Annotated in this window: 15 protein-coding genes; 10 read left to right on the top strand and 5 right to left on the bottom strand. The window is 46.8% G+C overall.

Features of this window, described 5'->3' with window-relative positions; translation table 11 throughout:
- Positions 1-74: 74 nt before the first annotated feature.
- From H8744_RS04595 to H8744_RS04555, 10 genes are all read left to right on the top strand, one after another.
- Entirely contained in the window at positions 75-581 is a 507-nt protein-coding gene (locus tag H8744_RS04595; RefSeq protein ID WP_262433702.1) for a CvpA family protein, read from the top strand.
- Positions 581-2086, top strand: a complete 1506-nt coding sequence (sufB, locus tag H8744_RS04590; RefSeq protein ID WP_262433701.1) for a Fe-S cluster assembly protein SufB — start codon at positions 581-583, stop codon at positions 2084-2086. The genes H8744_RS04595 and sufB overlap by 1 nt, the downstream gene beginning before the upstream one ends.
- 49 nt (positions 2087-2135) lie before the next feature.
- Positions 2136-2888 (top strand): Fe-S cluster assembly ATPase SufC, encoded by a 753-nt coding sequence (gene sufC / locus H8744_RS04585; RefSeq protein WP_262433700.1) that lies wholly within the window; start codon positions 2136-2138, stop codon positions 2886-2888.
- Positions 2889-2928: 40 nt separating this feature from the next.
- On the top strand, positions 2929-4275 hold the full coding sequence (gene sufD, locus H8744_RS04580; protein ID WP_262433699.1) for a Fe-S cluster assembly protein SufD: 1347 nt from the start codon (positions 2929-2931) through the stop codon (positions 4273-4275).
- 13 nt (positions 4276-4288) lie between these two features.
- Entirely contained in the window at positions 4289-5500 is a 1212-nt protein-coding gene (locus H8744_RS04575) for a cysteine desulfurase (protein ID WP_262433698.1), read from the top strand.
- 88 nt (positions 5501-5588) lie between these two features.
- Complete coding sequence (locus H8744_RS04570; RefSeq protein WP_262433697.1) at positions 5589-7418, top strand: glycoside hydrolase family 2 protein; 1830 nt, start codon at positions 5589-5591, stop codon at positions 7416-7418.
- A 119-nt stretch (positions 7419-7537) separates the two neighbouring features.
- The gene (locus tag H8744_RS04565; RefSeq protein WP_262433696.1) at positions 7538-7858 is read left to right on the top strand and encodes a heavy metal-binding domain-containing protein; all 321 of its coding nucleotides are present in this window, start codon (positions 7538-7540) and stop codon (positions 7856-7858) included.
- Between the two features lie 185 nt (positions 7859-8043).
- On the top strand, positions 8044-8919 hold the full coding sequence (locus tag H8744_RS04560; protein ID WP_262433695.1) for a helix-turn-helix domain-containing protein: 876 nt from the start codon (positions 8044-8046) through the stop codon (positions 8917-8919).
- Between the two features lie 343 nt (positions 8920-9262).
- Positions 9263-9547 (top strand): ATP-binding protein, encoded by a 285-nt coding sequence (locus H8744_RS19005; protein ID WP_369410993.1) that lies wholly within the window; start codon positions 9263-9265, stop codon positions 9545-9547.
- 96 nt (positions 9548-9643) lie between these two features.
- On the top strand, positions 9644-10216 hold the full coding sequence (locus H8744_RS04555; protein WP_262433694.1) for a DNA-3-methyladenine glycosylase I: 573 nt from the start codon (positions 9644-9646) through the stop codon (positions 10214-10216).
- Positions 10217-10234: 18 nt separating this feature from the next.
- Here H8744_RS04555 and H8744_RS04550 read toward each other — a convergent pair whose 3' ends face one another.
- The 5 genes from H8744_RS04550 to H8744_RS04530 form a co-directional block, all read right to left on the bottom strand.
- Positions 10235-10651, bottom strand: coding sequence for a Fur family transcriptional regulator (locus tag H8744_RS04550; protein ID WP_262433693.1), 417 nt, complete (start codon positions 10649-10651; stop codon positions 10235-10237).
- A gap of 23 nt (positions 10652-10674) precedes the next feature.
- Entirely contained in the window at positions 10675-12591 is a 1917-nt protein-coding gene (locus tag H8744_RS04545; protein WP_262433692.1) for a heavy metal translocating P-type ATPase, read from the bottom strand.
- Positions 12592-12773: 182 nt separating this feature from the next.
- Complete coding sequence (locus H8744_RS04540; RefSeq protein WP_262433691.1) at positions 12774-13001, bottom strand: hypothetical protein; 228 nt, start codon at positions 12999-13001, stop codon at positions 12774-12776.
- A 173-nt stretch (positions 13002-13174) separates the two neighbouring features.
- Positions 13175-15742, bottom strand: coding sequence for a M6 family metalloprotease domain-containing protein (locus H8744_RS04535; RefSeq protein ID WP_262433690.1), 2568 nt, complete (start codon positions 15740-15742; stop codon positions 13175-13177).
- Between the two features lie 112 nt (positions 15743-15854).
- Positions 15855-21809: a GLUG motif-containing protein gene (locus H8744_RS04530; RefSeq protein ID WP_262433689.1), complete on the bottom strand. Its 5955-nt coding sequence runs from the start codon at positions 21807-21809 to the stop codon at positions 15855-15857.
- Between the last annotated feature and the right edge of the window lie 40 nt (positions 21810-21849).

Genomic DNA, 21849 nt, shown 5'->3' with positions numbered 1-21849 from the left:
GTTGAAAGTTTCCATGCAGTGTGATAGCGCAGCAGACTTTCAACTTTCAACATTCAGCTCTCAACTTTTTTTATATGACTACGATCGATATTATAATTCTGGTTATTGTGGGTGCCGGTGCCATATTGGGCTTCATGAAAGGCTTTATCAGGCAGTTGGCTTCCATTTTGGGCTTGATTGTCGGCTTGCTGGCAGCCAAGGCTTTATATACCTCTTTGGCAGAAAAATTTTGTCCTACGATAACTGATTCGATGACCGTAGCCCAGATACTTGCTTTTGTCATCATCTGGATTGCCGTGCCGCTGATTTTTACTTTGGTGGCATCCTTGCTGACAAAAGCGATGGAAGCTGTCTCCCTGGGATGGTTGAATCGCTTTCTGGGAAGTGGCTTGGGAGCATTGAAGTTCCTTTTGCTTGCCAGCTTGGTGATTTGCGTGATAGAATTTATCGATCCGGATAATACCTTGATTAATCAAACTAAAAAGGAGGAATCTGTGTTATATTATCCGATGGGGAAGTTTGCCGGGATATTCTTTCCGGCGGCAAAAGAAGTGACTCAACAATATATACTCAATAAATAATGCAACAGGAAGAACTCAATAAGCCTAACATAGACGAACCTCGGAAGGAACCGGAAAAGAAGGTTTCCAATGAGTACGTTCGGAAGTTTGCGGAAGAAAAGTATAAATATGGCTTCACTACGGAGGTGCATACGGATATCATTGAGAAAGGACTCAATGAAGAGGTCGTTCGCCTTATTTCGTCCAAGAAAGACGAACCGGAGTGGTTGCTGGATTTCCGCTTGAAAGCATACCGCCATTGGCTGACGCTGGAGATGCCTACTTGGGCGCATCTTCGTATTCCGGAGATCGATTATCAGGCAATCTCTTATTATGCCGATCCTACGAAGAAGAAGGAAGGCCCGAAAAGTATGGATGAGGTAGACCCGGAGCTGATAAAAACGTTCAATAAGCTGGGCATTCCGTTGGAAGAACAGATGGCATTGAGCGGTATGGCTGTGGATGCCGTGATGGACTCCGTTTCGGTGAAGACTACATTCAAAGAGACGCTGTTGGAAAAAGGAATCATTTTCTGTTCGTTCAGTGAGGCTGTGCGCGAACATCCCGATCTGGTAAAGAAATACCTCGGATCGGTGGTGGGCTATCGTGACAATTTCTTTGCTGCACTGAATTCGGCAGTCTTTTCCGACGGTTCTTTCGTATATATACCCAAAGGCGTTCGCTGTCCGATGGAGCTTTCGACGTATTTCCGCATCAATGCCCGTAACACGGGACAGTTCGAGCGGACGTTGATCGTTGCCGATGACGATTCCTACGTATCCTATCTGGAAGGATGTACGGCACCGATGCGTGACGAAAACCAGCTTCATGCCGCTATTGTGGAGATTGTGGTACACGATCGTGCCGAAGTGAAATATTCCACCGTGCAGAACTGGTATCCCGGTGATGCCGAAGGTAGGGGAGGCGTATACAACTTTGTGACGAAACGTGGAAATTGCAAAGGGGTGAACAGCAAACTTTCATGGACGCAGGTGGAAACCGGATCGGCTATCACATGGAAATATCCTTCCTGTATCCTCACCGGAGACAATTCCACAGCGGAATTCTATTCGGTTGCAGTGACCAACCATTACCAGCAGGCGGACACGGGAACGAAGATGATACACTTGGGAAAGAACACTCGCAGTACGATCGTAAGCAAAGGTATCTCCGCAGGAAAGAGTGAAAACTCCTACCGTGGATTGGTGCGTGTGGCGGAGAAAGCGGATAATGCCCGCAATTACAGCCAGTGCGACTCACTTCTTCTGGGAGACAAATGCGGGGCGCATACGTTCCCGTATATGGACATCCACAATGAAACGGCGGTGGTGGAACATGAAGCTACTACCAGCAAGATCAGTGAAGACCAAATCTTCTATTGCAATCAGCGGGGTATTTCCACGGAGGATGCCATCGGTCTTATTGTGAACGGATATGCCAAAGAAGTGTTGAATAAGCTACCGATGGAGTTTGCCGTCGAAGCACAAAAGTTGCTGACCATCTCTTTAGAGGGAAGCGTCGGATAAAGTAAGAATGAAGAATTAAAATATAACGGTGTAGAGAATTTCAGAAGTTATGTTAGAGATAAAAGACCTGCATGCCGGCATTAACGGCAAAGAGATATTGAAAGGCATCAACCTGACGGTGAAGCCGGGCGAAGTACACGCCATTATGGGGCCTAACGGTTCCGGTAAAAGTACACTTTCTTCTGTACTGGTCGGCAACCCTGCATTTGAAGTGACGAAGGGCAGTGTGACTTTCGACGGGAAGAATCTTTTGGAACTGAGTCCGGAAGACCGTAGCCATGAAGGGATCTTCCTGAGTTTCCAGTATCCGGTAGAGATTCCGGGAGTAAGCATGGTGAACTTCATGCGTGCCGCTGTGAACGAGCAACGTAAATACAAGGGTTTGCCTGCATTGTCCGCCAGTGAGTTCCTGAAACTGATGCGTGAGAAGCGTGCGGTGGTGGAATTGGATAATAAACTGGCGAACCGTTCGGTAAACGAAGGTTTCTCCGGTGGTGAGAAGAAGCGTAACGAGATTTTCCAGATGGCAATGCTGGAACCACGTCTCAGTATACTTGACGAGACAGATTCCGGACTCGATATCGATGCCCTCCGTATCGTTGCGGAAGGGGTCAACAAGCTTAAAACTCCGGATACAAGCACCATCGTTATCACCCACTATCAACGCTTGTTGGATTATATCAAGCCGGACATCGTGCATGTGCTTTATCAAGGCCGTATTGTGAAGACTGCCGGACCGGAATTAGCTCTTGAACTGGAAGAGAAAGGATATGATTGGATCAAGAAAGAACTAGGGGAATAAGATTTAGAAGTGTAATCCGTGTCTAAAAAAGATAGTAATTATGAATAGTGTAGAACAACAGTATATAGATCTTTTTTCCCAATATGAAGCAATGATTTGCCGGCATAGTTCCGAGGTCTTGAATGCCCGGCGTGCTGCCGCCTTTGCCGATTTCGAACGGTTGGGTCTGCCGACACGTAAACAGGAGAAATATAAATATACTGATATCAGTAAGTTCTTTGAGCCTGATTACGGACTCAATTTGAACCGTCTGCCCATTCCTGTCAATCCCTACGAAGTGTTCAAGTGCGATGTGCCCAATATGAGTACTTCCCTGTTCTTTGTGGTGAACGATGCTTTCTATAATAAAGCTCTTCCGAAATCGCAATTGCCGGAAGGAGTTGTCTTCGGCAGTTTGAAAGAGGTTTCGGAACAGCATCCGGAACTGGTAAAGAAGTACTACGGTCAGTTGGCGGATACTTCCAAAGACGGGGTGACAGCCTTTAATACGACTTTTGCCCAAGATGGAGTCATCCTATATGTACCGAAGAATGTGGTTGTGGAAAAGCCTATTCAACTGATAAACATTCTTCGTGCAGATGTCAATTTCATGGTGAACCGCCGTGTATTGATAATCCTTGAAGAGGGATCGCAGGCACGTTTATTGATTTGCGACCATGCGGTGGATAATGTGAATTTCCTAGCTACACAGGTCATTGAAGTGTTTGCCGGAGAGAATTCGGTCTTCGATCTGTATGAACTGGAAGAAACACATACCAGCACGGTACGCATCAGCAATCTTTATGTCCGTCAGGAGGCGAATAGCAATGTCTTACTGAACGGCATGACCCTGCATAACGGTACGACCCGTAATACGACGGAAGTTACGCTTGCCGGCGAGGGTGCCGAAATAAACTTGTGCGGTATGGCTATTGCCGATAAGAACGAACATGTGGACAATAATACAATGATCGACCATGCCGTACCTAACTGCACCAGCAATGAGTTGTTTAAATATGTGCTGGATGATCAGGCGGTCGGTGCTTTTGCCGGACTGGTGCTGGTGCGTCCGGACGCACAACATACAAGTTCCCAACAGACGAATCGTAATCTTTGTGCCACCCGTGATGCACGTATGTACACGCAGCCGCAGCTTGAGATTTATGCGGACGATGTGAAGTGTTCCCACGGTGCTACGGTCGGGCAGTTGGATGAGAATGCGCTATTCTATATGCGCTCCCGTGGAATTGCCGAGAAAGAAGCTCGTCTGTTACTCATGTTTGCTTTTGTGAACGAAGTAATCGATACCATCCGTCTGGAAGCTTTGAAAGATCGTTTGCACCTGTTAGTGGAAAAACGCTTCCGGGGTGAACTGAACAAATGCCAAGGATGTGCGATATGTAAATAGGGAGAAGTGGAAAATGGATATACATAAGATACGTGAAGATTTTCCCATTCTGAGCCGTAAGGTGTACGGGAAGCCTTTGATTTATTTGGATAATGCGGCAACTACCCAGAAGCCGCGGCTGGTAATCGATTCTTTAGTCGATGAGTATTATTCCGTCAATGCGAATGTGCATCGGGGGGTACACTATCTGTCGCAACAGGCTACCGAATTGCACGAAGGTTCACGTGCTACCGTGCGTGAGTTCATCAATGCCCGCAGTACCAACGAAGTAATTTTCACACGGGGGACGACCGAAAGCATCAACCTGATTGTATCGAGCTTTGGTGAAGAGTTCATGCAGGAAGGCGATGAAGTGATCCTGTCCGTGATGGAGCATCATAGCAACATTGTCCCTTGGCAATTGCTGGCTGCCCGCAAAGGGATTGCTATCAAAGTCATTCCAATGAATGATAAAGGCGAACTTCTGCTGGATGAATACGAAAAACTCTTCTCTGAAAAGACGAAGATCGTTAGTGTAACTCAGGTATCCAATGTGTTGGGAACCGTCAACCCTATCAAAGAGATGATTGCGACCGCCCATGCACATGGAGTTCCTTTTCTTGTGGATGCAGCACAATCCATACCCCATATCAAAGTGGATGTACAGGACTTGGATGCCGATTTCCTTGTTTTCTCCGCCCATAAAGTTTATGGACCGACCGGTGTGGGTGTCCTCTATGGAAAAGAAGAGTGGCTGGATCGTATGCCACCCTATCAGGGAGGAGGAGAGATGATCCAGCATGTATCTTTTGAGAAGACCACATTTAATGAACTGCCATTCAAGTTTGAAGCCGGTACTCCTGATTATATCGGTACCACCGGACTGGCAAAAGCACTCGATTATGTGACGGGCATTGGCATAGAGAATATTGCCGCTCACGAACATGAACTGACCGCTTATGCCATGCAGCGAATGAAGGAAATACCCGGCCTCCGTATCTTTGGCGAAGCCCCCCATAAGAGTAGTGTCATCTCTTTCCTTATGGGCGATATCCATCATTTCGATATGGGAACTTTGCTCGACAGGCTGGGGATTGCCGTGCGTACGGGGCATCATTGCGCCCAGCCGTTGATGCAGCGTCTTGGCATTGAAGGCACGGTTCGTGCCTCTTTGGCAATTTACAATACAAAAGAAGAAATAGATGCGCTGGTAGCCGGTATAGAGCGCGTGAGCAAAATGTTTTAAAGCCGGTACAATAGAATGAATATATATTCGCCTGCATGGAGATGCAGGCGAACGACACGACTACTACAAAACTATAAAATAAAACGTTATGAAAAAGAATGTCCTTGTTTATTTTCTCATGGGGTTTCTCTTTCTGGGAGGAACTACCTGTACAAAAGCACAAACAGTCAAAAAGTTTACCCTGCCCACTCCTTGGACTGAAACAGCCCTACAAGCAGAAACTCCGCTGCCGGAGTATCCACGTCCTCAAATGGTACGTTCCGAATGGCTAAACCTGAACGGAACGTGGGATTATATGGGTGGTAAGAACTGCCCTGATCCCGTAACAGCCACGATTCCTCCCGTATTCCCGGCTCGTCCGGAGCAGATACGTGTTCCTTTCCCGCCCGAAGCGGAATTGTCCGGCATCGCCCGTAAGGACGAATGTAATTTGTGGTATCAGCGGAAATTTGTTCTTCCCAAAGAATGGAAAGGAAAGAGCGTTCTCATCAACTTCGGTGCGGTAGACCGCATTTCCACTGTTTTTGTAAATGGCAGGAAAGCGGGAACACACACGGGCGGATACAATGCTTTCACATTTGATATCACTCCTTACCTCAAACAGGGAGAGAATCAGCTTATCGTTGGGGCATATGACCCGAATGACGGCAAAGCTGCCTGTGGCAAAAACGGCCCTCGAGGTGATTATACGTATACATCCGGCATTTGGCAGACCGTCTGGCTTGAACCGGTAGAGAAAGAATACATCTCTCAAATAAAAATTGTTCCCGATGTGAAGAACAACCGGTTGGAAGTCATCGCCTATACCGCTCGTCCGGGGTTGAAAGTGACGGCAATTGCCAAGGACGGTTCTACCGAAGTCGCAAAGGCAGACGGTATGTCCGGCAATCGTTTTTATATCCCCGTCCCGTCTCCCCGGCTTTGGAGTCCGGAAGATCCTTTTTTGTATGACCTGACACTGCAACTGAAAGACCGGAAAGGAAAAGTACTGGACGAAATCGGTTCTTATTTCGGTATGCGTTCCGTGGGTATCGGCAAGGTAGATGGTGTGAACCGTCCTTTGTTAAATGGGGAATTCGTCTTCCAGATTGGTCTTTTGGATCAAGGCTATTGGCCGGATGGAATATTCACCGCACCCACGGACGAAGCATTGCTTTATGACATCCAATTGGCGAAACGCGCTGGCTTCAATGTGATACGCAAGCATATCAAAGTAGAACCTCAGCGTTGGTATTATCATTGCGACCGGTTGGGATTGATGGTGTGGCAGGATATGCCCAACTTATGGGAACCCGATGGGAACGATTCCGTAGCTGTGCGCCGTCAATTCCGTGAAGAATTAAAGACGATGATCGATCAGCATATCAGCTCGCCCAGCATCGTGATGTGGGTACCTTTCAATGAGAACTGGGGAGCTTTTGAGGCGACAGATATTACGGCATGGGTGAAAGATTATGACCCACACCGTTTGGTAAACGGACTGTCCGGATACAATTATGCCCCCGGTTACCGCCCTGCTTACGGTGATCCGGGCAATGGTGATTTTGTCGACATGCATCATTATGGTAAGATAGAACCTCAGGCAATGCCCCGCCCGGACGAAAAGAGAGCAGCATCTTTGGGAGAATTCGGTGGAAAAGGCTTGTTTGTGCGTGACCACATGTGGCCGGTACGCAATGATGCCTATGAGATGATGATAAATAAAGATGTTCTTAGCGATACTTATGTATTAATGCTCAACGAACTGGAACAGATGATCCGTTATTTCGGATTGAGTACAGCCATCTATACCCAGACTACGGATGTGGAGCATGAAATTAACGGTCTGGTAACATACGACCGTTGGGTGGAGAAGATGGATTTGGAGAAAGTACGGCAGATTAATCAGGAAGTAATCAAGAGTACCCGGAAGAAATAGATCAATAATACGATGTTGCTTCACATGATTATTCCAATAAAAAAGGTTCAGGAGTGCAACTTTTTATTGCCTCCTGCGTCTAATAGTTATGAATAACTAAATAAAGAAAGGACAAAATTATGTTAGTAACCACCACTCCCATTATTGAAGGGAAACGAATAATTCACTATTACGGAATAGTTTCGGGCGAGACAATTATCGGTGCCAACGTGTTTCGTGATCTGTTTGCCAGCATCCGTGATATTGTAGGCGGACGCGCTGGTTCTTATGAAGAGGTGTTGCGTCAGGCCAAAGATACCGCCATTAAAGAAATGGAAGACCATGCTGCACGATTGGGTGCAAATGCGGTGATAGGCGTTGACCTTGATTATGAAACTGTAGGAAGCAGCGGCAGTATGCTGATGGTGACAGCTACGGGAACAGCGGTAAAGATGGAATAACTTTTTTGAGCCTTTTGATTTATGGACTGCACCCCAAAAGTTTTGTGTCTGACTTTGTGGGGTGCTTTTTTTGAGTAAACACTAATTATTGATTCACGCACGACTTGTACGCAAATGGTGTGTTGTATAAGCGATAAAATCATTTGGATATAGGTAATATATATTAGAATGGATACTTTTGTATTATGAATAAAACGAAACCACAAGTTATCCCTTTTCACCGAATGGATGTTCACATACCGCTCGGCATCCAATTCGACTATTATGAAACTGATAGCGAGTGTACTGGTAATACAAAACCGGAGAAATACATGGCTCATCGCGATGACTATTATTTATTCCTGTTCATGGATACAGAGAAAACGGTTTTTACAATTGATTTTGAGACGATACAGGTGCAAGGAAAACAATTGTTTTATGTGCGCCCCGATCAGGTGCATTTTACGCCTGTGATGCGAAAGATGAAAGGTTGGTTCTTAGCCATTGATCCGGTATTGGTCGATAACAACTGCAAAAACCTGTTCGAGAAGCAATTTGCAACACAAAAACCAATGCCTTCGGACGCAGATGTTTCATTAAAGCTCACGCAAACAGCTTGCTTGCTACAAGTCGCCCTACAAGGAAGCCCTACGGCTTTCGGCAAGGGAGTGATACTCAATTTGGCAAATGCATTCATCGGGATTATAGCTGAGCAATATTCAGGACGGCAAATCGAATCACATCTTTCCCAATCCCGGTCATTAGTAATGGCTCATCAGTTTAAGGCGTTACTATCCGATAAATTCAGGACGATGAAAAGTCCATGCCAATATGCTGACAAACTGAACTACTCGCTTTCATATCTGAATGAATCGGTAAAGAGCGTCACCGGTTTCCCGATAAGTTATTGGATACATCAACAGATAATTCTGGAAGCGAAACGCTTGCTCTATTACACTGATATGAGTGTCAGAGAGATCGCCTTCTTTCTGGGATATGAAGATCATACTTATTTCTCGCGTCTGTTTTCTAAAGTTGCTGGAATGTCTCCCGGTGCATTCCGGCAGAAATTCCATGAATAGTCCAATGTTCTCTCCGTTTTTTCTATTTCCCGGTGAAGCGTATATCTGTAATTTTGCAGGCGAAACAGAAGCATTATTACAGATGTCAAATTATTTAGAAACAGAATATGAACTCAAACAACAAAAAAATGCTCAATAAACGTGCAGTCGTTTCAATTGCACTGTTTACAATGTTTATCTTATTACTAATTTCAGGGGAAATGGTTGGAGTTATGAGATGCGATCTCGAAGCTGTGTATGTATGGGGCGGCATTCATTCCTTATTAGGACTGCTATTCGCCATTCTCGGGGTATGTCATATTGTATATAACTGGCAAACGCTAAAACACTATTTGAGAAGGAGATGAATATATTATATATTGTTTTGGCAAGCCTGTTCTTGTTTTTTATACTCGGTCATGTCACTAGATGTAAGCGTGCAAGGAATAAAGTTATTCATATCGTTGATGATAATTGCGCCCGATGTAGATGTTGTCTAAAGAAATGTCATCGCGGAGTATTGGAAATGGTGGCCGATGGTGAAGGTGGACATATAACAGTAAAATCTCCCGAAAGATGTACTGCTTGTGGAGATTGTGTCGCAGCATGCAAATTCAATGCTTTGGAATTAACCGATCGGAAACGATAGGCATAAAAGGGGCTTTAAAGAAATAATAAGTTGCTTGAACTTTGGCACGGTACAGTGAATCGGCTATCTTTACACCGTATTACAAATGTTATGATTATGCAAGATATAATAGACGGACGCTGCGGTTGGTGCGGGACAGACGAACTGTATGTGAAATACCATGATCAAGAGTGGGGGAAGTTGGTGACGGATGATAAGATACTGTTCGAGTTTCTTGTACTGGAGAGTGCCCAAGCCGGGTTGAGTTGGATTACCATCCTTAAAAAGCGTGAAGGGTATCGCAAAGCCTTTTGTAATTTCGATGCCGAGTCGGTGGCACAGATGACCGATGAAGACGTTGAACGGTTGATGCATTTTGAGGGTATTGTGAAAAACCGCCTGAAAATCAAATCGACAATCACAAACGCAAGGCAATTCCTTGCCGTACAAAAGGAGTTCGGCAGTTTTTATGACTACACGCTTTCCTTCTTCCCTGATCGCAAACCGATTATCAACACTTTTCGGTCAATGAGCGAGATTCCGGTGTCCTCTCCCGAGTCCGATGCCATGAGCAAAGATATGAAGAAGCGGGGATTTAAGTTCTTCGGTACTACGATTTGTTACGCTCACTTGCAGGCTTCGGGGTTTATTAATGATCATTTGACGGACTGCATCTGCCGAAAAAGATAGATAACTGTCTGTCTTCGCTCAATGCGAGCAATGGTCACATAACCCCTTTATCACATAGTTGATGCTATCTGCCGTGAAATGCTGCGGCAGCGAAACCATCGGGATGTGGATGTTCCGCAGGCAATACGTCTTTTGACACTGGGTGCAATAGAAGTGTACATGGAGGTCGTCGATGTCGCAATTGCACTCGTTCCCGCATACGGCATACTTTAGTGAACCTGAACCATCATCTATGCCGTGTATGAGATGATGTTTCAGGAACAGATTGATGGTGCGGGAAAGTGTGGATTTATCGACCGTATCCAGATAAGTTTCCAAGTCGAGCAAGCTGAAAGCGCGCTCGAACTGCATCATGGCACGGAGTATCAATAGCCTCATCGCAGTCGGTTTGATGTCCCGTTGTGCAAGTTTTTTAAGATAAATGTTTTCTTCCATAACCTATATTCCTTTCCCTATTGTCAGAATTCCTTTTTCTGTATCCTTATGGCGTTCAGGATGGCGAGCAAAGCCACACCTACATCGGCAAAGACGGCTTCCCACATGGTAGCCATACCGATAGCTCCCAACGACAGTACTGCCAATTTAACACCGAATGCCAGTAAGATGTTTTCCCAAACGATGCGCTTTGTGGCTTTGCCGATGCGGATCGCTGTAGCTACTTTTGACGGTTGGTCGTTCTGTATGACTACGTCTGCCGTCTCGATGGCGGCATCGCTTCCCAATCCGCCCATCGCGATGCCCACTTGACTCATGGCAAGTACGGGCGCATCATTGATGCCGTCCCCTACGAAAGCAATCCGGTTGCCCGGAACAGCTTTCAAGGCTTCGATGTGGGCTACTTTTCCTTCCGGCAACAGATCACCGTATGCTTGGGATACCCCCAATTCTTCGCCTAATTTAGAAACAATTGCCTGTTTATCTCCGGAAAGGATCTGTATATTATCAATATTTAATGCTTTCAAGGCATTGATAGCCTTTATTGCATCTTCTTTGGGCGTGTCGGAGAGCAACAGGTAGCCGGCATATTTCCCGTTCGTTGCACAAACGACCACTGTGTCCGGTGAACGGTTCAACGTAGCAGGAAATGCGATGTCATAACGTACCAGCAGACGCGGGCTGCCTACCAAGACTTCCTGATCACCGATCCGTACCTGCAAGCCGTGTCCCGCTATCTCTTTGGCATCTGCCACCGGAAGAAGGTCTATCCCTTTTTTGCCGGCATACTCGCAGATGGCTTTGGCTATCGGGTGCGTACTTTGCCCTTCGGCAGAGGCGACGTATTGCAGTAATTTTTCATCGGATGATAGCTCGCTCTCTATTTTCTGCACTTCAAAGACACCTTTGGTCAATGTTCCCGTCTTATCAAAAACGACCGTGTTGACCTGAGTGATGGCATCCAGATAGTTTCCACCCTTGAACAGAATTCCTGCACGCGATGCCGCACCGATGCCTCCGAAATATCCCAGCGGGATGCTTACTACCAGGGCACAAGGGCAGGAGATCACCAGAAATACAAGGCTGCGGTAAAGCCAATCCTTGAACACATATTCGAATCCCGGCACCCCCAGTGAATAGAGGAAGGGTAACAGGACGATCAGTACCGCCAGCCCGGTGACGATCGGGGTATAGATGCGGGCAAACCGGCGGATGAATAGTTCAGCGGGAGCTTTCCGTTCATTCGCTTCCTGTACCAGTGTAAGGATGCGGGCCAGCGCGCTGTCGTTGAACGGTTTACTGACGGCTATCCGGACCACCCGGTCGGTGGCGATCATCCCTGCTAATACCGTTTCTCCTTCGCGGATGTTCCGCGGACGGCTTTCGCCCGTCAGAGCGGAAGTATTGAAAGCTGCCTGTTTGCTTAATAAGTGGCCGTCGAGTGGGACACGTTCTCCCGATTTGACTTCGATGACTTCTCCTACCCGTACCGTTTCGGGAGAAACCATTTCCGGTCTGTCTTCCCGGATCACGGTTGCAGTGGCAGGGCGCACATCGAGCAATGCCTTAATATTCCGTTTGGCATTTCCTACGGCACGGTCCTGAAAGGCTTCCCCGATGGCATAGAACAGCATGACTGCCACCCCTTCGGGATATTCCCCGATACAAAACGCACCGATGGTGGCAATGCCCATCAGCATGAATTCATTGAAAAACTCGCCTTGGCGAAGCCTGTTGAACGCTTCCCGCAATACCGGGAGGCCAACCGGAAGATAGGCGGCCGTATACCAGATAAGGGCACTTCCCCTCCAGACAAACCCTCCGAAATGGTTAATCAGCATTCCGGCTATCAGCATCGAAAGGCTGATGATCCCCGGAAGATATTCATTCTTTTTCTTTTCCGGTTGGCAACCGGAATGATTGCAACAATTACATCCCATATCTTTTTCCTTTTTGATTCTGTTGCAAAGATAGGGCATTTGGGGTGCAACTGTGTTGCAACTTTTGTCGGAGTAAGCTTTTGAGCTATGTAAGGCTCTTGAGAGCTTTCGTTAAAATGATAGAGTCTAGGCAATTAGTTTCGTTATAACTATTGCAAATTTATTGCATTGCCTTTGCAGCATTACTGCATTGCCTTTGCAGTGACACTGCGCTCCCTTTGCAGTAGTGCTGTATTGCGCTTGCAGTGGTACTGCATAACCTTTGCAGCGATTCTGCATTGCTTTACAGTGTCGTTGCCGGAAGACAAACTTAATATTACGGTAGGGATAATCTTTTTGATGGATAGTTGTGTCCGATGATTGAGAGGACGGGATTCGGCCGGTGTTTCACGTGAAAAATCTGTATTCATGGTACGGTGAATAAGAGGCATATCGGATGTTGAGTATTAGATGAATGCTGCAACAGTATGATAAAAAAGGTATCCGGCAAAGTTTTTGATGCTTGTATTACAGAATAAAAGTAAGGCTGCCTCGTCTTTTTGTGTGGAGGCAGCCTTGTCGAAACCAGAGGGAAGAGGAGAGATTACAGAATTAATATTTTATACCGTTCTGTTCCGATGCTCAGGATATACAGCCCTTCGGGTAATGGAATGTTGTTTGCCCCTTCGTGGCTGGTACCTGAATATACAGGCATACCGCTAATCGTGCAGATACGCACTGTTTCCGCACTGTCTGTGACAAAGCGTACGGCTCCTTTTTGCGTATGTACTTCTCTGTCGGTAGCTGATGCGGACGCGATGCCAGAGAATTCCGTGGTCTGAAGCATCACCTTGTTGGACAATGCCGAGGTTTCTTCTCCGGATTGGGCAATCACGTTGTAGATGTATCTCTTATTGCCTTTTAGTCCGGTTACCACACAGGAGGTTTCGGTGATTCCTTTTATCTCTTTGCTGAATTCTTCCGGTTCGGGCAGCGGCTCTTCCTTTTCCAACGATTCCCTTACATTTCCGTTGTAAATGCTTATTTCATTGAAATAGGCGGGCGCTTTAGTTTTGATATAAACGTAACCTGTCTGTCCTTCGACATTGAGTATCCAGTATATCTTTTGCTCTTTGGTGTTCATTATTACGATCTTGCTTTGCAAGACGTTCCCGTTCGTATCTAAAATGCCGAATTCAAATCCGTTGAATAGATTCTTGCTTCCGATGGCGTTACAGCATAGGGTGAACTCTTTTTCTCCGGAGAAGTCCAACAAAGGTGTGATCAGTTTCCCTTGCGACTCTTTGCTGCCGATCCGGCAATAGCCTCCCGCCTGATAGATCTCTTCGCCTGTCCATTGCGGGGTTGAGGTGTATTTGTCCAGAGAGGAAGCGATGTCCTGTCCGTCCGGTACTTCTATGCTTCCTTCGATACATTTGGAAAAGTCTTCCTTGATAGCGGCTTTTCCCGTCCTGCCTGCCGCGACTTTCAGGGTATACTCGGTGGCTAACTTCACAGGTGTCCAATGGGCGGTAAAATGGTCGCCTTCAATGTCTGTTGCCTCCTGGGCAACCGGAGTGGCTACATAATACATGAAGTCGAAAGTGATGATACCGTCCTTTTCTTCTATTTTGCTGATCGGTTTGCCGAGATATTCACCGGTATTGAGCTTTGCTGCCGGACGGGTATCGTCTGCAAAAGCCGTGTTCTTGTTTTTGCCGGGGAAGGCATCGCCTGTAAAGTCAACCAATTCGTTGTCTGCCGGGACTATCTGGAGGTGGGCATATTTAGAAGTGGCACTGTTCACTACATTGTCCTCCCATATGGAGGGTACATAATCGACATGTACGATGACCATTCCATGCCCCGGAAGGTGCTTGTCCCATCCGGTGTTCTGGCGGTTCTCGATCGTATAATACTCATCGGGGTTTTCGTCCGATCGTATCATGTATGCCTTGTTGGTGGTATTCATCGGAGAGAGTTGAAGGTTTCTCTGCGGTTCCGTCAGTTCAGTAGGGGTTAACCATCCCACACTGTACCGTTCGTAGGCTGAATATCCGGCAGGTGTTCTCGATCTGTTATTATAGGCACCGTAGTCCATCAGACTCCAGGCTCCCATGCCGACCAGTCCGCTATAACGGGTATCGTAAATGTCCGGTAGTCCCAGGCAATGGCTGAACTCGTGGCAGAATGTTCCGATGCCATCCATCGTTGTTCCGGTGCTGCCGCTCAGCTCGGCTGTACAGGCATAACTGTTGATCAGTTTGCCGTCCATCCGGACATTTCTGATCTTGGCATTTTCCAATGTCCATGCGTGGGGCCATATGCTGTTGGCAGGGCCTCCCTGTGCTTCTGCATATCCTGCGTAGATGATGAAAACGAGATCCACTTTCCCATCATCATCGAAATCGTATTGGGAGAAGTCCACGTTTAATAATGTATCGGCTATATAGCAAGCGTCCACAACCATTTCTGCGGGGTTCTGATCTTGTCCTGTATAACTGTTTGCCCCGTAATAGCTCATTTTCTTGGGAAGGGTAACAGGGCCGACAACATCGAATTCGGGGGTGAACAATCCGGATGATTGATCCATGAAATAATCGCGCGCGCTTCCGCTGGCTCCGTTCTTGGAATAGCCTTCGACGTTCATCATATCGTGAAATTCCTGATTGGTGTTCCCATCGGAGAACTTCACGTCCTGGTATTGCGCCAGGATAATAAGTCCTTTGACCGTTCCCTGATTGGGGAATTTGGATTTTTGGGCTTCCGTTTGCCATGGGGGCATGTAAGGACGGCTGCGCATTTGGGTCACGGCATTTTCTATGCGGGTGTTATCTATCTTTTCGATATAGGCTGTTTCGGCTTCGGTCCTTTCGGTGGGATCATGTGCGATGAATTCGCCCGCGGAAAGTAATCCCCGGGAGTTGACGGTGGCGTATTTCATGAATCCGTCGGGGGCCTTCTGTATCATGATCCCGTCAGTGGTACTCAGGTAATGAAAAAGTTCATCGCCCTGTAAGACTGTGCTGATGGTTGAACCATCGGGTTGCATCACTGTCCGGACAATCCTTTTGGCGGGTACGGCTTGAAGTGTCGTCATCCAGCAGGAAAGAAACAGCCATAGAGCTAGGGATAGTACGCCCTGCTTTGCAAATCTTCTTGAATGTTTCATATTAAATCTCTTTTAAATAAACTGTTTTGTTGGTCAGATGATCATTTGCAGCCTTCCGCACATTTGCCGGGTGATACGGAAGACTGCAATTATCAGTGACGGACGATGGGGGCTAGTCTTCAGTCCATACTTTTACGGTTTCGGAAGTCCCGTCTTCATAGATACGTTTTTCTATGATGATCCTGCCTTTCACCGGTTCGGCTACACGGATACCATCGGTCGTATAATACGTACGGCTCAGGATGACTTTAGACGTTTCAGTATTGCCGATGCCTACCGGTTCACCGTTTAATATTAACTTATAAGCCTTCTGTAGATCACCGGCTGTTAAAGTAATTACAGCTTCTTCACCGATTACGGAATTCTTTAACGTGACGGTGTTCCCATCAATTGCGAGATTGGAAGAGGCAGTCCATTCCACACCCTCGGGGGTTCCTATTTGGATGGGCTTTTTGACGTCATTCATTTCATCACCTTCGGCAAAGAGTATCAAGGTGGCATGGAAGTTGGCTGCAGCATCATTCTCGAATGCATCGATGCGCGGATAAGTGGCTACGCTGTATTTGAACGCATCTCCCAATGGTGCTTCCACCATCTCTGCGGTGGTCAGGGCGGTGGCACAAGTATCGAGGACGTACGTATTGCATAAGTTCTTATCGTAGAAAGACGAACTGACTTCGGTGAACTTTGCGGCAAGACCGACAATGTTTCCTAGGCTGTCTGCGGAAGTCGCTGCGACTTCACCCAGATTGTAGCAAGCAGTAACGCTCGTACCTGTTTCCGACTTAGTACCGGCAACGGTGGTTCCTATAATCCCGCCTACTTCGCTGAGACCGGATACTTTGGCTGTATTGTAACAGTTGGTAAGTACGGATTTGCCTTTACCTAGGATACCGCCTGCACTGACACTCTTCTTGGCAACCGTTCCCTGACTGATCACTTCACCTCGGTTGTAGCAACGGTCGATAGTACCCGTGCCGTTTCCGGCAATCCCGCCTGCCAAACCGAATTCGACAGTTATCGTACCGCTGTTCCATGACTTTTCTACAGAACCCGTACAATTCCCCACGATACCCCCTGTATAATTGAGAGCCGTGTTTCCATGCGCTGTGATGTCGGCTTCATTGTAAGTTCTCAGGAGGATGGTATTGGCGGCACTCCCTGCAATACCTCCGGCATAACTTTCATTGGCGGTGATCAAACCTTCTTTGGCATTGTAGCAATCTTCTATGCGGGAAGGATCGGCAACTGTTCCTGCGATCGTTCCTACGATTCCGCCTGCATAGGAAGTATTTGCCAGAATGGGTGCTTTATTGTAACAGTTGCGTACGATAGAAGCGTTCCCGGTCTTTCCAGCGATTCCTCCTGCATAGGTGGTTGATTTCAGCGTATAGGTTGTCGATACTTCACCGGTATTGTAACAGTCTTCCAGAATAAACGGGGCATCAGTGGTATGATTCCCGACTGTTCCGACGATGCCACCGGCAAAAGTATTGGAAATGATGCTGGCTGTGTTGTAGCATTTACCTACGTACGAACCGGTTAACAGATTTCCCGCAATACCGCCTGCATTGGACGATGAGATTTTGATATTGGCTGTGTTATGGCAGTCCGAAATGTATGCCATTGCCCGGCCAACGATACCTCCCGCTTGGGAACTCTTGACGCTGATCGTACCTTCGTTGCTGCAAGAAAGGATCTTGACTAACTGACCTTCTTCAGAACTACCCAACATGCCTCCGGCACCTACACTTCCAGCCGTCACATTGCCGCTGTTTTTGCAGTTTTCGATACTGGCACCGTCATAACCGAATCCGGCAATACCACCTGCATACATAAGACCTGTCGTGAGTACGTCCGTATGATCGTTTACACAGTTGATGATCTTACCGTATAATCCTCCAGCGAACGCTCCGCATTTCTTGTAAGTCTGGAACTTGCAATTCGACAGGGTAAGGTTGGCGATCGTACCGTCAGCACCTACTACCCCGAATAGCCCTCTTTCTTGTACCGTTGTAGAATCTGCGATGGCATACGTGATGTTCTTCAGGGTCTTGCCGTTACCATCGAAGTATCCTTGGAATATTTTGTTCTCAAAAGCAACTGGAGTATACTCCATACCTTCAAAGTCAAGGTCTTCCATTACCTTGAAATACTCTCCTCGGTACTCATGCCCCGTCTTATGGACGAAATCGGACAACTTCGCCATGTCATTGGGAGTCCGGATCAACCAAGGCTCTTCTTGAGTACCTTTGCCTTCAAGGATGTTGTAAAGTGCCCGGATGGGAATCATACGTTTTACGTTATTATAGGTCGCCACTAAAGTGTCTGTTACCACCTGATCCGTAGGCATCGTGACTTTCAGTGTCCCTTCTTCAATCCGGAAGAAAGCCTTTTTAGTCAGTTGCCATTGTATTTCAGAGGAGTTTTGTAGTTTACCCCCTTCTTTACTGATATTGGCAAGGCTGCTTGCAGTGTCCAATACGATAGCAGCACGTGCATCCAGTTGGGCTTGTGGCTCGTTTTTGAAAGCAATCAGCATGGGATACATATTCTCTTTTTGTATCCATGCCGAATCGGGCAGAGCCAGTTTTCCGGCAATTAGGTCTTTGGTATTCACACCGTTGTTGTTCTCTCTCTTTTGATTGTTTACGGCAGCTAATGCCTGTATCTGAATGTCATAATAATTGTTGGTGGTTTCAGTCGCTCCCGAGTTGTCGCCTATAATCTGACCGGAGGTGCTTCTGTCGTACCAGATCTCTATCTCTCCGTAGTTAATTGCGTTGATGACCGAACCGCCCGAACCGCTTACTTTCTGTGTGCCACCGACGATACCGCTTACGTTGTCATAGGTAGCTACTTTTCCCGTATTGAGTACGTTTCTTATAATGCCGCTGTTCAAGCCAGCGATGCCGCCCGCTGAACCTTGTGAGCCGGCTTTATAAGTAATGCTGAGCGGAAGTGCGCTGACAAGTCCGGTGTTCTGGCAGCTTTCCACGATGCCGTTGCTTGCACCGGTTATTCCACCGACTGCTTCCGAACCGGAGTAGACGGTACCGGAATTGAAACAGTTTCGTATTCTTCCCGAAGGCCCGTTATAGCCAACGATTCCACCAATATAGTTCATGTATCCTTTCACCGTGGCGTAATTCTTACAGTTTTCGATCAGTCCGTAGCTATATCCTGCTATGGCTCCGGCATTGGAGTACATGTTGAAATCGCAATCGGCAGCTATGGTCAGATTCCTGATCACACCCGACTCAGCTAGGCATCCGATGAAGCCCGTAAATTTCCGGGAGCCGTTGGTGTTGATCTTCCCGTTGTCATCAAAGGCGATGGAATTGATTTTTATTTTGGAGAGCGTATGCCCGTTCCCGTCAAAGATACCTCCGAACTGTATTTTTCCGGTGTTATCTTTTCCCAGTCCGGTGAAGTTCTCATCATATTCCATGTCGATATCAGCCGTCATCTTGAAGTGTGAACCATTGAACGTCTGTTTGGCATCATTGGTTGCAACAGCCAGGTTCATCATATCTTCTTTGTTCCCAATAAGGAACGGGTCATCGGCTGTGCCTTCTCCTTTCCAGCGGACAGGAGATATGGACAAGATATAGTATTTGAATTTATTATCTGCGTTGAAGGCAAATATCGTGTCCTGAGTGACTTCTCCATTCAGCACCCCTTTGTTGCCTTCGATGGAGAAACCGTGACCGTTATTCCCGAAGTATTCGTTCAAAACGGCTTTCCATTGAATCTGATTGTCCGTGGTCAGTGTGAAATCCCTGCGGACTTCTTTGGCTGTACCCATCTTGTCCAGAGAGAGGCAAGCTGCCGACAGGTATGCCGCATTATTCTCGTCAATGCCTTTCAAGCGGGGATAGTGTCCTGCCGTAAAGTTCCATACAGAAGCATCAAAGTCTTTTATGCCTTTGGCATCCGTGAGTTGTGCGGTTGAAATGCCATAGGTCGTGGACGGTACAGCCAGGATTTGTTGGTCGTAGAAGCTGTTCTTGATGGTTACGGCGGGAAGGGTCCGCCCGATGATGTAACAGGATTCTTCTTTACTTTTCGTGTAAATGATTCCTGTATTGTAACAGTTCTCTATCAATGATTTCTCTTCCTCTTTCATGTCCAGCGTGTTTCCTACGATGCCGCTTACCCGTTCGGAGTAGGCATCGGCTATCATACCGCTGTTGTAGCAATCTTGAACCGTACTATCCCAGATATAACCTAATATACCTCCCATGTTGACGGAAGCACCGGTCCCGGTTATTGTACCCGTATTGAAGCACCGTACGATCTTGGTCACTTTGGTACATCCAGCGATACCTCCCACCGTATATTCGTTGTTGAGTGCCTTGATCTGTCCCGTGAAATAACAGTCACTGATTTTTATATCGGCTTTGGTGCCGTACATGGCACTTGTGATACCTCCGCATGACGTAAACGATCCGGTGTTCGCAAAGGTGATAGTTGCATCTGCCCAGCACTTTCTGATATTGCCGAAAGAAGTGCCTACGATGCCTCCCATATAATCACCTCCCGTCATGGTTCCTTTGAAGGAGCAGTTGATGATGTCTGCGGTGTCGGAGTATCCGGCAATCCCTCCCGAATAGGTGCTTTCGGAAAGAATAGTGCCTTCGACCTGACAATTTTCGATTCTTCCGTAAGCATATCCGGCAATGCCTGCCCCATAATATCCGAGGGTTTCGCAAGTGTAGTTCTCCAGTCTCAGGTTCTTTACGACTCCTTCCGAACCGATATTTCCGAATAAGGCGGAATAACCCATCCCTTCCTTCATTGTCAGGTTTCTGATCGTTTTATTGTTTCCATCAAAAACTCCCGCAAAGCGTTGTGTGGCGTTACAGCCGATAGGATGAAGGGTAGTGGTGAGTGTGGATGCATCCAGGTCGGTTTCCAAACGGAAATACTTCCCGGCATAGCTGCTGGTATGGTCATCGACTAATGTCTTGTCTGCATTCACCGTTTCCGAGAAGATATAGAGATCTTCCATCGTTTTGATCAGATACGGACTCTCCGGAGTACCTTTCCCTTCAAAATTTGCTTCGACAGGCTTGGGGTAATCTATTTCCAGAAGAGTATTCAAAACGGAAGATTTGTATACTCCCAGTAGCATTCCTGATGACGGACTGTATACTCCCCAGTTTTCCCAACTCAGGTCTGATCCCGCTGTTTTTCCGGTAATCGTTTGATTGCGGTCGAACTGGGGATTGGTTCCGGAAACCTTCTTCAGCGGATAACAGATGAAACTGCCATACAGAGAATTTGCCAGAAAGACTTGGGGAGGAATGGTAAAGGTCTTATCCGGGTTTAACTGTATGTCGATTTTCACACCGATATTCGATGTATTATACATGGCAAGTGTATTCGCATTTATCTGTTTCAGGAGTATCGGATAAACAAGGGTCTCTTCCTCATCTTTAGACGTGAGGGATGTTTCCGTCATGTTACTATTGGGAAGGGTAAGTTCCGATCCTTTATATATGCCTAGACTGTAACTTTTGTATTCTCCTTCGTTGATAAGGGCGATCCAGGAATCGAAAGTGATTGCTCCGTCTTTGACAATACCCATGACCGGTACGTTAGGGTTGTAGGTATTTGTCTTGAAATCATAGCTGTATATAAAGATACTACCGTAGGTGGGATGAACGGAAATCTCCTGTGGATCAATCTTTATCGTATTATCTTCCGGATGGAGAATGGCTTTTATTGTCTTATCACCGTTCCAGAAATTACTGATGGATAAAGTCGTATTATCCGTAGCACTGATCTCAAGGGCATAACCTGTTTCCGTGCCATCACGGTCTTCACTGATTTGCATGTATGTACCTTCGAAATCGGAGGCGGAAACCGTAGGTGCATTCGTTTTGATGCGGTGCGTGGTTATCATTGCACCAGGAATGTCGGCTGCTTTAACCTTTTCCTGTGGAGTACCTGCTAAGATTCCTTTCATCTCGATTGCAGGTAGCGTAGAGATTTTCTCTTGCGCCCAAGTCACTAATATCCCTTGTAACAGGAATATCCAAAGAAATGTAATCTTTCTCATGAGCATAATTATTTAGTAAAACAATGATCGTGTGACATAC

The sequence above is a fragment of the Jilunia laotingensis genome, assembly GCF_014385165.1.
Classification (GTDB): Bacteria; Bacteroidota; Bacteroidia; order Bacteroidales; family Bacteroidaceae; genus Bacteroides; species Bacteroides laotingensis.
The sequence above is the reverse complement of the archived record's forward strand: the minus strand, read 5'-3'. Positions and strand labels throughout refer to the sequence as shown.

Bases quoted from the DNA above. Each gene is read 5' to 3' on its own strand.
- sufC (WP_262433700.1), top strand. From the start codon at position 2,136: ATGTTAGAGATAAAAGACCTGCATGCCGGCATTAACGGCAAAGAGATA.
- H8744_RS04535 (WP_262433690.1), bottom strand. From the start codon at position 15,742: ATGAAACATTCAAGAAGATTTGCAAAGCAGGGCGTACTATCCCTAGCT.
- sufB (WP_262433701.1), top strand. From the start codon at position 581: ATGCAACAGGAAGAACTCAATAAGCCTAACATAGACGAACCTCGGAAG.
- H8744_RS04560 (WP_262433695.1), top strand. From the start codon at position 8,044: ATGAATAAAACGAAACCACAAGTTATCCCTTTTCACCGAATGGATGTT.
- H8744_RS04530 (WP_262433689.1), bottom strand. From the start codon at position 21,809: ATGAGAAAGATTACATTTCTTTGGATATTCCTGTTACAAGGGATATTA.
- H8744_RS04595 (WP_262433702.1), top strand. From the start codon at position 75: ATGACTACGATCGATATTATAATTCTGGTTATTGTGGGTGCCGGTGCC.
- H8744_RS04550 (WP_262433693.1), bottom strand. From the start codon at position 10,651: ATGGAAGAAAACATTTATCTTAAAAAACTTGCACAACGGGACATCAAA.
- H8744_RS04565 (WP_262433696.1), top strand. From the start codon at position 7,538: ATGTTAGTAACCACCACTCCCATTATTGAAGGGAAACGAATAATTCAC.
- H8744_RS04555 (WP_262433694.1), top strand. From the start codon at position 9,644: ATGCAAGATATAATAGACGGACGCTGCGGTTGGTGCGGGACAGACGAA.
- H8744_RS04545 (WP_262433692.1), bottom strand. From the start codon at position 12,591: ATGGGATGTAATTGTTGCAATCATTCCGGTTGCCAACCGGAAAAGAAA.
- H8744_RS04570 (WP_262433697.1), top strand. From the start codon at position 5,589: ATGAAAAAGAATGTCCTTGTTTATTTTCTCATGGGGTTTCTCTTTCTG.
- H8744_RS04575 (WP_262433698.1), top strand. From the start codon at position 4,289: ATGGATATACATAAGATACGTGAAGATTTTCCCATTCTGAGCCGTAAG.
- sufD (WP_262433699.1), top strand. From the start codon at position 2,929: ATGAATAGTGTAGAACAACAGTATATAGATCTTTTTTCCCAATATGAA.
- H8744_RS04540 (WP_262433691.1), bottom strand. From the start codon at position 13,001: ATGAATACAGATTTTTCACGTGAAACACCGGCCGAATCCCGTCCTCTC.
- H8744_RS19005 (WP_369410993.1), top strand. From the start codon at position 9,263: ATGAATATATTATATATTGTTTTGGCAAGCCTGTTCTTGTTTTTTATA.